This window comes from Arthrobacter sp. AOP36-C1-22, from assembly GCF_052377515.1.
Lineage (GTDB): Bacteria > Actinomycetota > Actinomycetes > Actinomycetales > Micrococcaceae > Arthrobacter_H.
On the sequence record NZ_JBQSWW010000021.1, the window covers coordinates 23,612 to 35,679 of the forward strand.

Here is a 12,068-nt window from a genome sequence, read left to right on the forward strand (position 1 = left end):
CGGTGGTACGGCGGCCCTAGGCCTCCAGAACCACCAGGAGGTCCCCGCCCTGGACCTGGGCCGTGCCTTCGATGGCGATACGGCTCACCCGGCCACCGGCGGGCGAGGTGATCGCTGCTTCCATCTTCATGGCCTCGATCGTGGCGATGGTGCCGCCGGCGGGGACGGTGTCGCCGACCTCGACGGCTGCGGTGACCGCACCGGCGAAGGGTGCTGCCACGTGGCCCGGATTCGACTGATCCGCCTTCTCCGCGGCCTTGACCGTGGATTCGACGTTGTCGTCGCGAACCGTGATCTGGCGCATCTGCCCGTTCAGGGTGCACATCAGGGTGCGCATGCCCTTCTCGTCGGGTTCGGAGATCGCCTGCAGGGTCACCAGCAGGCGCACCCCCTTGCCCAGGGAGATCACGTGTTCGGCGTGCTGGACCAGCCCGTAGAGGTAGTCCCGGGTGTGCAGCAGCGACACGTCGCCGTATTCGGCCCGCAGCTTCTCGAAGTCACGGGTCGGCCCGGCGAACAAGAGCCGGTTCAGCGTCTGGCGGCGGGTCGACGAATCCCCGGCCAGGCCCTCCTGGTCCTCGGGCTCGAGCTCCTCGACCCGGACCTTGACGTTGCGTCCCTGCAGGGCCTTGGTCCTGAAGGGCTCGGGCCATCCACCGGGCGGATCCCCGAGTTCGCCGGAGAGGAACTGGATCACCGAATCGGGGATGTCGAATTCCTGCGGGTTGGCCTCGAATTCCTTCGGGTCCACGTTCATGCCCACCAGATGCAGGGCCAGGTCACCGACGACCTTCGAGGACGGGGTGACCTTCACCAACCGGCCCAGGATCGCATTGGCCGCGGTGTACATCTCCTCGATGTCCTCGAAACGCTCGGCCAGCCCCAGCGCCTTGGCCTGCTGGCGCAGGTTCGAGAGCTGGCCGCCGGGGATCTCGTGGCGGTAGACCCGGCCCGTCGGACCGGGCAGCCCCGATTCGAACGGCCCGTACATCGAGCGCACGGCTTCCCAGTAGGGTTCCAGCGAGGCCGCCGCCTCAAGCGGGATCCCGGTATCGCGGTCGGTGTTGGCCAGGGCGGCGACCAACGCCGATTCCGAGGGCTGGGACGTGGTCCCGGCCATGGAGGCCACCGCGACGTCGACCGCGTCGACCCCGGCGTTGGAGGCCGCCATGAGCGTGGCCAGCTGGCCACCTGCGGTGTCGTGGGTGTGCAGGTGCACCGGCAGGTCGAAGCGTTCGCGCAACGCCGTGACCAGCTGTGCGGCGGCCGCCGGTCGCAGCAACCCGGCCATGTCCTTGATCGCCAGGATGTGGGCTCCGGCGTCGACGATCTGCTGGGCCAGATCCAGGTAGTAGTCCAGCGTGTAGAGCTTCTCCTCGGGATCGAGCAGGTTCCCGGTGTAGCACAGCGCCACCTCGGCGACCGCGGTCCCGGTCTCGCGGACCGCCTTGATGGCCGGGGCCATCTGCGAGACGTCGTTGAGGGCGTCGAAGATCCGGAAGATGTCGATCCCGGCTGCGGCGGCCTCCTGGACGAAGACATCGGTCACCTCGGTGGGGTACGGGGTGTATCCCACGGTGTTGCGACCACGCAGGAGCATCTGCAACGGGATGTTCGGCAGCTCGGCGCGCAGCAGTTCCAGCCGCTTCCACGGGTCCTCGCCCAGGAAGCGCAGCGAGACATCGTAGGTGGCCCCGCCCCAGACCTCCATGGAGAACAGCTGCGGCAGCGTATGGGCGTAGGCCGGGGCCGCGGCAATCAGGTCACGGGTGCGGACCCGGGTGGCCAGCAACGACTGGTGGGCGTCCCGGAAGGTGGTGTCGGTGACCGCCAGTTCGGTGCGCGAGCGCAGTTCGGCGGCGAAGCCCTCGGGCCCGCGTTCGAGAAGGACCTGGCGCCAGCCGGCGGCGGGCTCGTGCTCCGAGGGGCCGTCGAAGGGGCTGCGCATCGGCTGGTCGGATTTGTCCCCCGGGTAGTACGGCAGCTTCTGCCGCGGGTCCAGGCCCTCACGGCGCGGGCCGTTGGGCTGGTTCACGGTCACATCGGCCAGGAAGGACAATGCCTTGGTGCCACGGTCCTGGCTGCGGTTGCCCTCGAGCAGATCGGGGCGCGAATCGATGAAGTCGGTGGCGACGTCCCCGGCGATGAACTGCGGGTCATCGAGCACGTTCATCAGGAACGGGATGTTCGTGGCCACCCCACGGATCCGGAATTCGGCCAGCGCGCGGCGGGCCCGGCGTACGGCGGCCTCGTAGTCCCGGCCGCGACAGGTCAGCTTGACCAGCATGGAGTCGAAGTGCGGTGAGACCACGGCACCGGTGTAGATGGTGCCTCCGTCCAGCCGGACCCCCGAGCCGCCGGCGGACCGGTAGACGGTGATGGTGCCCACATCCGGGCGGAACCCGTTGGCGGGGTCCTCGGTGGTGATGCGGCATTGCAGGGCGGCACCACGGATATGCAGCTGGTCCTGGCGGATGTCCAGATCCGTCAGCGAGGCCCCGGCCGCGATGCGCATCTGGGCGGAGACCAGGTCGATATCGGTGATCTCCTCGGTGACCGTGTGCTCGACCTGGATCCGCGGGTTCATCTCGATGAACACGTGCTCGCCGGCCCGCTCCCCCACCGTGTCCACCAGGAACTCGACGGTTCCGGCGTTCTGGTAGTTCAGGGCCTTGGCGAACTTCACGGCATCGGCGTAGAGGGCCTGGCGGATGCCCTCGTCCAGGTTCGGCGCCGGGGCGATCTCCACGACCTTCTGGTGGCGGCGCTGCAGCGAGCAATCCCGTTCGAAGAGGTGCACCACGTCCCCGTGGGCATCGGCGAGGACCTGGACCTCGATATGACGCGGGCGCAGCACGGCCATCTCCAGGAACATGGTCGGATCCCCGAAGGCGGTGGCCGCTTCGCGCATGGCGGCGTCCAGGGCCTCGGGAAGATCCTCCCGGGTATCCACACGGCGCATGCCGCGACCGCCACCGCCGGCCACCGCCTTGACGAAGATGGGGAAGCCGATCTTATCGGCCTCGCCGATCAGCCATTCGGCGTCGTCGCTGGGCTCGGAGGAGGCCAGCGTCGGAATTCCTGCCGCCTTGGCGGCCTTCAGCGCCTGGACCTTGTTTCCTGCCAGTTCCAGGACATCGGCCGGGGGCCCCACGAAGGTGATGCCGGCTTCCTCGGCGGCACGGGCGAGATCGGGGTTCTCCGAGAGGAACCCGTAGCCCGGGTAGATCGCGTCCGCCCCGGAGTCCTTGGCGACGCGGATGACTTCCTCCACGTCCAGGTAGGCGCGGACCGGGTGGCCCTCCTCGCCGATCTGGTAGGCCTCGTCGGCCTTCTGGCGGTGGATGGATCCGCGGTCCTCGTAGGGGAAGACGGCAACCGTCTTGGCTCCCAATTCGTAGCCGGCACGGAATGCGCGAATCGCGATTTCGCCGCGGTTGGCTACCAAAACCTTTGAAAACATGGTTCTCCTGCATGGTGTCTGTTCGGACAGGACGAACGCAACGGTCTCCCCGGGTCTCGGGGGGTTTTGCCTCCGTGCGTCAGGCGCGAAGCGTAGATTCAAGCCTGCGCTCACCTTACAGTGGGCCATCACACAGCTAAAACTCTATTTCTTCATGACCTGAGCCACACCGTGGCAGGGGGAGGCGCCGAACGGCGGGGCCACCCTATGATGGTTGGGAGCCGAATCAGCGTAAAAAAACAGTAAGGTCGTGGTCCGTTCCGTGCAGGTCGTGAGCATCAGCAGTCTCAAGGGTGGCGTTGGCAAGACGTCGGTCACCCTCGGTTTGGCGTCGGCGGCGCTGGCCGCCGGTATCCCGACCCTGGTGGTGGACCTCGACCCACATGCCGATGCCAGTACCGGCCTGGGCGTGGAACCCAACGGTGACAACGACATCGGACACCTGCTGAAGAACGCCCGCCGTGGCGACATCACCGCCGCAGCGGTCCCCAGCCCGTGGACCGGCAGGGCCCCGGCGTCCTCCGGCAAGACCGGGCCGGCCGTGCTCGACGTGGCCGTCGGCGGGGCCTTCAGCGGCATCTACGACCGTCCCGACCTGCGGTTGCGCCATCTGCGCCGCTTGAAACAGCTGCTCGCGCGCCAGACACGGTACGAACTGGTGCTCATCGACTGCCCGCCCTCGTTGAACGGGCTGACCCGCATGGCCTGGACCGCCAGCAACGACGTGCTCCTCGTCGCCGAACCGAGCCTGTTCTCCGTCGCCGGCACCGAACGCACCCTGCGGGCCCTGGAACTCTTCCGCAGCGAGTTCGTCCCGGGACTGCAGACCGCCGGGGTGGTGGCCAACCGGGTCCGCCAGTCCTCGGCCGAGCAGCGTTTCCGGCTCGAGGAGATGCGCACCATGTTCGGTGATGCACTGCTCTCCCCCGTGTTGCCCGACCAGGCGAACTGGCAGCAGATCCAGGGTGCCGCCTACCCCGTCCACCAATGGCCCGGCGACGCCGCCCGCCAGTCGGCGGAACGCTTCGATGAACTCCTGGCCGGGCTGCGCACCGGACCGGACAGCACCACCACGTCGCGCTAGGGGCTTCCCGGCCCCGGACGAGGAACGGCGCGCACCCCCTTCCCGGGGATGCGCGCCGTTCCTCGTTGACCGGTTCCACGGACCGGAACCGATGACGTCTCTAGCTGGCGGACTTCTTCGCCGCACGACGGCGGGCCAATTCGTCGCCCGGGAAGACCTCTTCCTCGACGACGGCATGCTCGCTGGGTAGTTCGGCCAGACTGCCTTCGACCTCGCGCCAGACACGGCCCACGGCAATGCCGAAGACGCCCTGTCCGCCCTGGACCAGGTCGATGACCTCGTCGGCGGAGGTGCATTCGTAGACGGAGGCCCCGTCGCTCATCAAGGTGATCTGGGCCAGATCCTCCACACCTCGTTCGCGCAGGTGCACGACGGCGGAACGAATCTGCTGCAGGGAGACCCCGGTGTCCAGCAGCCGCTTGACGACCTTGAGGACCAGGATGTCCCGGAAGCTGTAGAGGCGCTGGCTGCCGGAGCCTGCGGCCCCGCGTACGGCTGGTTCGACCAGCCCGGTCCGGGCCCAGTAGTCGAGTTGGCGGTAGGTGATCCCGGCCGCCTTGCAGACCACGGTGCCCCGGTATCCCGCCCCTTCGTCCAGGACGGGCAGGTCCTCGGTGAACAGCAGGCCCTGGGAATTGTCTCCGGCGCCCGTCTGGCCGGGGCCTGACGCCCCGCTATGCTCACCTATCGGACTCACGTGGACCCTCCTAGTTGAAAACTCCCCCCAATAGGGAGTTTGCCAGCTGTCGGGGAACCGTGGCGGCATCGGATGCCGTCCACTGTGCCGAGTGATGGGACAGCGAAGCAATGGGATTCTTATGCTTTGACGGTACGGCTGAACCAGTCCCACGTCAAAGACCTTCAAGTTTAACTTGAGGGCGTGTCGCTACTTGTCGAAATCCTCGGGTTCGACGTCGGCGAGGAACTCGCGGAATTCGCGCACCTGGTCCTCTGCGGCCTCTTCGGTGGAGCCCTCGTCGTTGACCAGGACCCCCGCCTCCTCCAGTACTTCCTCGGCGCAGGTGATGGGGCATCCGGCCCGCAGGGCGAAGGCGATCGCATCCGAGGCCCGCGAGTCCACGGTGGCCCCGCCGTCGAACTCCAGTTCGGCGTAGAAGACCGTTTCCTTCACCGACACCAGCCGGGCCTCCACCAGGGGGTGGCCCAGTGCCGAGGTGATGGACTCCAGCAGGTCGTGGGTCATCGGCCGGGGGGTGCCCATCCCCTGCTGGGTCATGGCGATGGCCGAGGCTTCGGGGGTGCCGATCCAGATCGGCAAGTGGCGGGGGCCGTCGATTTCCTTGAGCAGTACCAACGGCTGGTTGGAGGGTAGTTCGATCCGGACTCCGACGAGCATCAGTTCTCGCATGGGTTCCTCCTGCAGCGCCTAGTGGTCCATCTTTGCGATCGAGCCGTTGACCAGGGCGCTATGCAGGGCCAGGCAGGCGTCGCTGATTTCGCGCGCGGTCTCCGCCGCGCTGGCGCGCGAGGAGACGTCACGACGACTGGCCAGCGGGGCGACGGCCCGTTCGACCAATCCGATTTCACGGTCCGCGGCGGCGCGGAAGCCACGCAGGTGCCGTGGTTCGATCCCGTGTCCAGCCAGCTTGGCGCTGGCGGTGGCTATGCGCACGGCATGTTCGTCGAAGCGCTGGTCGTCCTCGGAGATGATGCCGTAGGCCAGCAGCTCGGAGACCAGGTCGTCCGAGGCCCCGGTGGCCCCTTGGAGTTCGGCCCGGGTCAGCGGCCGGGTGTGCCCGGCGATCTCCTGGGCCAACTGGTCGGTCACGCTGCGCGGGGTCAAGGTCAGCCCGCTGGCCAACTGGTCGGGGCGTTCACCCCGGTCGACGGCGTCCAGATAATCCTTGATGACCTTCAACGGAAGGTACTGGTCCCGCTGCAGGGACAGGATGAAGCGCAGCCGGTCGATGTCCGTGGCCGTGTACTTGCGGTATCCGGCGGCGGTGCGCTGCGGGGTGATCAACCCCTTTTCCTCGAGGAAGCGGATCTTCGAGGCCGTGGTCTGCGGGAAGTCCGCCGAGAGTTCGGTGAGGACCTCACCGATGTTGAGCACACTGGACCGGGAGGTGTCGGCGCCTACGCCGACACCCCGGCGGGAGTGCGCGGATGAAACCACAGGGATGACCGTCAGTCCTGCCGTGCGGCGGTCGTGGGGACGGTCCCCGAGTAGAAGGTCAGGCGGAACTTGCCGATGCGGACCTCGGAGCCGGTGCGCAGGCGGACCGCGTCCACCCGGTCGCCGTTGACATAGGTGCCGTTGAGGCTGCCGGAGTCGACGACCTGGAACCCCTCGCCGTCCCGGCGGAACTGGGCGTGCTTCCGCGAGACGGTGACGTCGTCGAGGAAGATATCGGCTTCGGGGTGCCGGCCCACGGTGGACAGTTCCCCGTCAAGCAGGAACCGGGCACCGCGATTCGGTCCGGAATGGGCGATCAGCAGGGCGGAACCTTCGGGCAAGGCGTTGACGGAGGAGCGCTCCTCCGTCGACAGCGAGGTCTCGGGAGAGACCTCGTCAGTGGTCGGAGGCAGGCCGATGCTGGTGGTTTCCGCAGCAGATTCCTTGCGGTCCGCAGCGGTGTCCTCCCAACGGTTTTCGCCACTCATGTGTTTCCTCCCTGAAATGCCATGTCCCTACTTCGGCCACCGGGGGCCATAACGCCCAAATGGCGCGCCCACTTTGTGTTTTATCCAGCCTAGCCTACCGGTTATCCCTCGACGCAAGCCGGTGGTCACGATCCGGGTGCGGACGGTTCACGCTGACGCTTCGGGGCACTTCGGGGCCCATGGCCGGCCGCGGCCTCCCCGGACGCGGAACCGGGGGCGGAAGAGGTTCCGGCCCCGTGGAGCAGAGCACGGCAAGAAGGACCTTGCCTGAACGATAGTTCGTTCTGACAAGGTCCTTCTTAGCCGGTCGGGCTAGCGGGATTCGAACCCACGGCCTCCTGACCCCCAGTCAGGCGCGCTACCAAGCTGCGCCATAGCCCGGCGGTTCCGCAGCCGTTCTCCCGTCCTCGAGGGGCGGGTGCCGTCTGCGAAAAGCTCCTCGGCTACTCTACCCTATTTTCCGTTCTACTTTGACCGCCCACGCTTCTCACGCACGCGCATGCTGACCTCGATGGGTGTGCCTTCGAAACTGAAGGTCTCCCGCAGCCGCCGGGTGATGAACCGGCGGTACCCGGGGTCCAGGAATCCGGTGGTGAACAGCACGAAGCGCGGCGGCCGTGACGAGGCCTGGGTGGCGAAGAGGATCCGTGGCTGCTTGCCCCCGCGGACCGGGTGCGGGTGCGCCGCCACGAGCTCGCCGAGGAAGGCGTTGAGCTTGCCGGTGGGAATGCGGCGGTCCCAGGACTCCAGGGCCAGGTCCAGGGCCGGGACGAGCCGGTCCTTATGCCAGCCGGTGGCCGCCGAGATGTTCACGCGCGGGGCCCAATCGACATGGGCCAGGTCGTGTTCAACTTCCCGCTCCAGGTAGTGCCGGCGTTCGTCGTCGAGCAGGTCCCATTTATTGAAGGCCAGGACCAGGGCACGTCCCGAGTCGATGCTGGTCTGCAGGATCCGCACATCCTGTTCACTGAGGACCTCGTCCACGGCCAACAGGACCACGGCGACTTCGGCCTTCTCGAGGGCCGACTGGGTGCGCAGGGAGGCATAGTAGTCGGAGCCGACGGCCATATGCTGGCGGCGTCGGATCCCCGCGGTGTCCACGAAGCGCCAGGTGCGTCCACCGATGTCGACCAGTTCGTCCACCGGGTCCCGGGTGGTTCCGGCGGTGTCGTCGACGACGACGCGGTCGGTTCCTGCCAATTTGTTCAGCAGCGAGGACTTGCCCACGTTCGGTCGCCCGATGAGCGCCACGCGGCGCGGTCCTCCCGTGGGGATCAGCGCGCTGACCGCCGAATAGGCCGGCAGCTTATCCAACAGGTCATCGAGCAGATCGGCGGTACCGCGCCCATGCAGGGCGGACACGGGGTAGGGCTGCCCGAATCCCAGGCTCCACAAGGAGGCGGCGTCGGCTTCCTGGGCTTCGCCGTCGACCTTGTTCGCCACGAGGAACACCGGCTTCTTCTGCCGGCGGAGCATCTTCACGACCAGTTCATCGGTGGCGGTGGCCCCGACGGCGGAGTCGACGACGAAGATGATCGCGTCGGAGTGCTCGGCCGCGATTTCGGCCTGGTCGGCGACCCGGGCGTGGATGCCTTTTGCATCGTGTTCCCAGCCGCCGGTGTCCACGAGGGTGAAATCGCGTCCGCTCCACTCGGCGTTGTAGGACACCCGGTCGCGGGTGACTCCCGGAACGTCTTCGACCACTGCTTCGCGGCGGCCGATGATCCGGTTGACCAGGGTCGATTTGCCGACGTTGGGGCGGCCGATGATGGCCACCACCGGGGGTGCCTTCTCCTCGACCTCTTCGAAATCATCGTCGTCGAGGTGGGACAGCAGCCGGGTGTCCTCGTCGTCGAGTTCGTAGTCGGACAGGCCTTCCCGCAAGGAAGCGGCGCGCTGCTCGGCTTCCTCATCGGTGATCAGTTCGAGTTTTTCGGCGACGTGGTCCTCTCCCGAGGGGACGTATTCGTCTCCGTCGCCGGTAACGGCGGCGTGATCGGTCATGTTCAGGGGTTTCCTTTGTTCGCCGCTTCCGCCGTACGCGGAAGCACTTACTATTTTTGCACGCTTGGGGCCCGTGGGTCCTCAGGCCGGGGCGTCGACGGCTTCCACGACGCCCAGCACGGCCTGGACCGTCTGCTCGAAGTCCAGGTCGGAGGAATCAACCGTGACCACGCCGTCGGCCGCAGTGGTGAAACTGGTGACCGTGGAATCCTTGGCGTCCCGGGCGACGACCTGGCGCTGCAGGTCCTCCCCGCTCTGGGTGCCGCCGAGCTGCAGGCCGCGGCGGGCCATGCGCACTTCCTCACGCGCGGTGAGCAGGATCCTGGCCGGCGCCTCGGGGGCCACCACGGTGGTGATGTCCCGGCCTTCGGCGACGATGCGCTCGTGGGCGGCAATGATCTCCTGCTGACGACGCACCAGTTCGGCCCGGACCTCCAGGATCACGGCGACGGAGGAAACGGCCTCCGACACGTGCGGTGCACGGATTGCCTCACTGACGTCGGCCCCGTTGACCATCACCTGTTCGGTATCGGTCTCGGTGCCGATCTGCACGGAGGCCGCCTTCACCGCTGCGGTGACTGCTTCGGCATCCTGCAGATCGGTCCCGGCCTCCAGGCAGGCATAGGTCAGCGCCCGGTACATCGCCCCGGTGTCCAGGTAGGCGGCGCCGAGCCGGCGGGCCACCTCCTTGGAGACCGATGATTTTCCGCTGCCTGACGGGCCGTCGATGGCCACCACTAGATTCTGCACTTACTGCACTACCTTCCATGAGCGTTCGGTGAGGGCTTCCATGAGTTCCTGGCTGCGCCCGGGTAAAACGGAGATTTCAACCATGCCGACCTGATGGCCCGAGGAGTGTTCCATCCTCAGGTCCTCCAGGTTGATTCCCGCGTCGCCGACGTCGGCCAACAGCTGGGCGATCTGCCCGGGGCGGTCGTCCACGATGACGGTGACCACGGCGAAGGCCTGCGGCGGGGACCCGTGCTTGCCGGGGATGCGTGCCTGACCGGCGTTGCCCTCCCCCATGAGTTCCGCCAGGTCCAACAGGGCTCCGGGGCCCTCGGGGTCCTCCAGCGTGGAGATCAGCCGGTTCAGGTCCTCCCGCAACCCGTGCAGGATGCCCACCAGCTCGGGGGCGTTGTTGCTCAGGATCTGGATCCACAGCCGGGGATCCGAGGCCGCGATGCGCGTGGTATCGCGCAGCCCGTTGCCTGCCAGGGCCAATGTATGGGCCGGGGCGTTGAGCAGGCGCGATGCCAACAGCGAGGAGGCGATCTGCGGGAAATGCGAGATCAGTGCGACGGCGGCATCGTGTTCGGCGGCTTCCATCCGGTGCACGGTGGCGCCGAGGTCTATGGCCAGGTCCGCCGCGATGACGGCGCTGGCCTCCCGGGACCCGGGGTGGGCACAGACGACCCAGGGCATGGCGGTGAACAATTCACCGCGGGCGGCCGCGGGACCGGATTTCTCCCGCCCGGCCATGGGGTGGGTCCCCACGTAGCGGGACAGGTCGGCCTCGGTCAGCCGGTCATCGGCCCTCAAGGCCCGCAGGATGGAGGTCTTCACGCTGGCGATGTCCACCACCGTGGCCCCCGGATGGGCCCGCAGGGCATCGGAGACCACCGCAGCACTAACGTCCGGCGGCGCGCCGACGACGACCAGCAGCGGCTCGGGTGAGACACCGGGTTCGTACAGGGTGCCCGCACCGATGTCCTGCGCGACCCGTGCGGCGGTCGGGGAGGTGTCGGCCAACGAGACCTGGACGCCGAGCCGGCTCAGGCCGAGACCGACGCTGGCGCCGAGCAGTCCGGTACCGATCACCAGTACCGGACCTGGAAGATGTGCGGCAACCACCTGCTACATACCTACTTCGGAAAGCAGGTGGCCGACCTCGTGGTTGCCCAGCTGGCGGATGGTGCCCTGCTTCTGGTCACCCAGACGGATCGGGCCCATCTGCACGCGCACCAGGCGCTTGACGGGGTGGCCGACGGCGTCGAAGAGCCGGCGGACGATCCGGTTGCGGCCCGAGTGCAGGACGACCTCCACCAGGACCTTGCCCGGGGTGGAATCGACGAGCTTGAAGGAGTCCACGCTGGCGATGCCGTCCTCGAGCTTGATGCCGCTCTTCATCTCGGCACCCACCCCGTGGGCCATCGGTCCGGGCACCTGGACCAGGTAGGTCTTGGGGATCTCGTAGGAGGGGTGGGTCAGCCGGTTGGCCAGTTCCCCGTCGTTGGTCAGCAACAGCAGTCCCTCGGTGTTCACGTCCAGACGGCCGACGTGGAAGAGGCGTTCGCCCTTCTTGCGCAGGAAATCCGAGACGCAGGGCCGTCCCTCGGGGTCCTCCATGGTGGAAACGACGCCGCGCGGCTTGTTGAAGACGAGGTATTTCATCGTCTCGTTGAGTTGGATCCGCATGCCGTCCACATGGATGGTCTCGGAGCCCGGGTCCACCCGGATGCCGAGCTCGGTGACGATCTCACCGTTGACCTCCACCCGTCCGGCGGTGATCATCTCCTCGCTGACCCGGCGTGACGCCACCCCGGCGTTGGCCATGACCTTCTGCAGACGCACGCCGTCCTGGTCCTGCGTCGGTTCGGTGCGCGGAGTCGTCCGTCGCTGGGGAGCCGGGCGGTTCTTCTTCACCGGTCCCAGGTTCCGGCCGAAGCGTTCGCCACCGAAGGCCTGGGGCCCCCGCGGGGCCGAGGATGACTGGTCCTTCTTGGCTGCGCCCTGCTTCTTGGCGCCGTAGCTGCCCCCTGATTTCGGGCCCTGCTTGGGTCCGTCCTGTCGTCGTCCGGAAGCGCCGCGCCCGGCACCCTCGCCGGGCGTCGACCGGCGTTGATTGCCGCGGCCTGCGCCTGAATTGGATCCCTGGGTCATGTCGATTCC

At 67.5% G+C, this 12,068-nt stretch carries 10 protein-coding genes and 1 tRNA gene; 1 reads left to right on the top strand and 10 read right to left on the bottom strand.

The window, feature by feature from the left end:
* Nucleotides 1-16: 16 nt before the first annotated feature.
* A complete protein-coding gene (locus tag ACT3S6_RS11810) occupies nucleotides 17-3,463 on the bottom strand; it encodes a pyruvate carboxylase (protein WP_444555118.1) in 3,447 nt (1,148 codons plus the stop codon).
* A 262-nt stretch (nucleotides 3,464-3,725) separates the two neighbouring features.
* Between ACT3S6_RS11810 and ACT3S6_RS11815 the strand changes: the two genes are divergently transcribed.
* Nucleotides 3,726-4,547: a ParA family protein gene (locus tag ACT3S6_RS11815; RefSeq protein WP_444555150.1), complete on the top strand. Its 822-nt coding sequence runs from the start codon at nucleotides 3,726-3,728 to the stop codon at nucleotides 4,545-4,547.
* A gap of 100 nt (nucleotides 4,548-4,647) precedes the next feature.
* Here the strand turns inward: ACT3S6_RS11815 and ACT3S6_RS11820 are convergent, their stop codons facing one another.
* The 9 genes from ACT3S6_RS11820 to ACT3S6_RS11860 all read right to left on the bottom strand — a co-directional run bounded on the left by ACT3S6_RS11820 (nucleotide 4,648) and on the right by ACT3S6_RS11860 (nucleotide 12,059).
* Nucleotides 4,648-5,235, bottom strand: coding sequence for a MerR family transcriptional regulator (locus ACT3S6_RS11820; protein WP_444555151.1), 588 nt, complete (start codon nucleotides 5,233-5,235; stop codon nucleotides 4,648-4,650).
* A 198-nt stretch (nucleotides 5,236-5,433) separates the two neighbouring features.
* On the bottom strand, nucleotides 5,434-5,916 hold the full coding sequence (locus tag ACT3S6_RS11825) for a bifunctional nuclease family protein (protein ID WP_444555119.1): 483 nt from the start codon (nucleotides 5,914-5,916) through the stop codon (nucleotides 5,434-5,436).
* Between the two features lie 18 nt (nucleotides 5,917-5,934).
* On the bottom strand, nucleotides 5,935-6,684 hold the full coding sequence (ftsR, locus tag ACT3S6_RS11830; protein WP_444555120.1) for a transcriptional regulator FtsR: 750 nt from the start codon (nucleotides 6,682-6,684) through the stop codon (nucleotides 5,935-5,937).
* 11 nt (nucleotides 6,685-6,695) lie between these two features.
* A complete protein-coding gene (locus tag ACT3S6_RS11835) occupies nucleotides 6,696-7,172 on the bottom strand; it encodes an FHA domain-containing protein (protein WP_444555121.1) in 477 nt (158 codons plus the stop codon).
* A 307-nt stretch (nucleotides 7,173-7,479) separates the two neighbouring features.
* Nucleotides 7,480-7,553: transfer RNA gene (locus tag ACT3S6_RS11840), tRNA-Pro, on the bottom strand.
* Nucleotides 7,554-7,637: 84 nt separating this feature from the next.
* Nucleotides 7,638-9,176 carry a ribosome biogenesis GTPase Der gene (der, locus tag ACT3S6_RS11845; protein WP_444555122.1) on the bottom strand — a complete coding sequence of 513 codons (1,539 nt, stop codon included), beginning with the start codon at nucleotides 9,174-9,176 and terminating at the stop codon, nucleotides 7,638-7,640.
* 81 nt (nucleotides 9,177-9,257) lie between these two features.
* Nucleotides 9,258-9,926 carry a (d)CMP kinase gene (gene cmk, locus ACT3S6_RS11850; protein WP_444555123.1) on the bottom strand — a complete coding sequence of 223 codons (669 nt, stop codon included), beginning with the start codon at nucleotides 9,924-9,926 and terminating at the stop codon, nucleotides 9,258-9,260.
* Nucleotides 9,927-11,030: a prephenate dehydrogenase gene (locus ACT3S6_RS11855; protein WP_444555124.1), complete on the bottom strand. Its 1,104-nt coding sequence runs from the start codon at nucleotides 11,028-11,030 to the stop codon at nucleotides 9,927-9,929.
* Nucleotides 11,031-11,033: 3 nt separating this feature from the next.
* Entirely contained in the window at nucleotides 11,034-12,059 is a 1,026-nt protein-coding gene (locus ACT3S6_RS11860; protein WP_444555125.1) for a pseudouridine synthase, read from the bottom strand.
* Nucleotides 12,060-12,068: the final 9 nt, after the last annotated feature.

Bases quoted from the DNA above. Each gene is read 5' to 3' on its own strand.
- der (WP_444555122.1), bottom strand. From the start codon at position 9,176: ATGACCGATCACGCCGCCGTTACCGGCGACGGAGACGAATACGTCCCC.
- ACT3S6_RS11825 (WP_444555119.1), bottom strand. From the start codon at position 5,916: ATGCGAGAACTGATGCTCGTCGGAGTCCGGATCGAACTACCCTCCAAC.
- ACT3S6_RS11860 (WP_444555125.1), bottom strand. From the start codon at position 12,059: ATGACCCAGGGATCCAATTCAGGCGCAGGCCGCGGCAATCAACGCCGG.
- ACT3S6_RS11835 (WP_444555121.1), bottom strand. From the start codon at position 7,172: ATGAGTGGCGAAAACCGTTGGGAGGACACCGCTGCGGACCGCAAGGAA.
- ACT3S6_RS11810 (WP_444555118.1), bottom strand. From the start codon at position 3,463: ATGTTTTCAAAGGTTTTGGTAGCCAACCGCGGCGAAATCGCGATTCGC.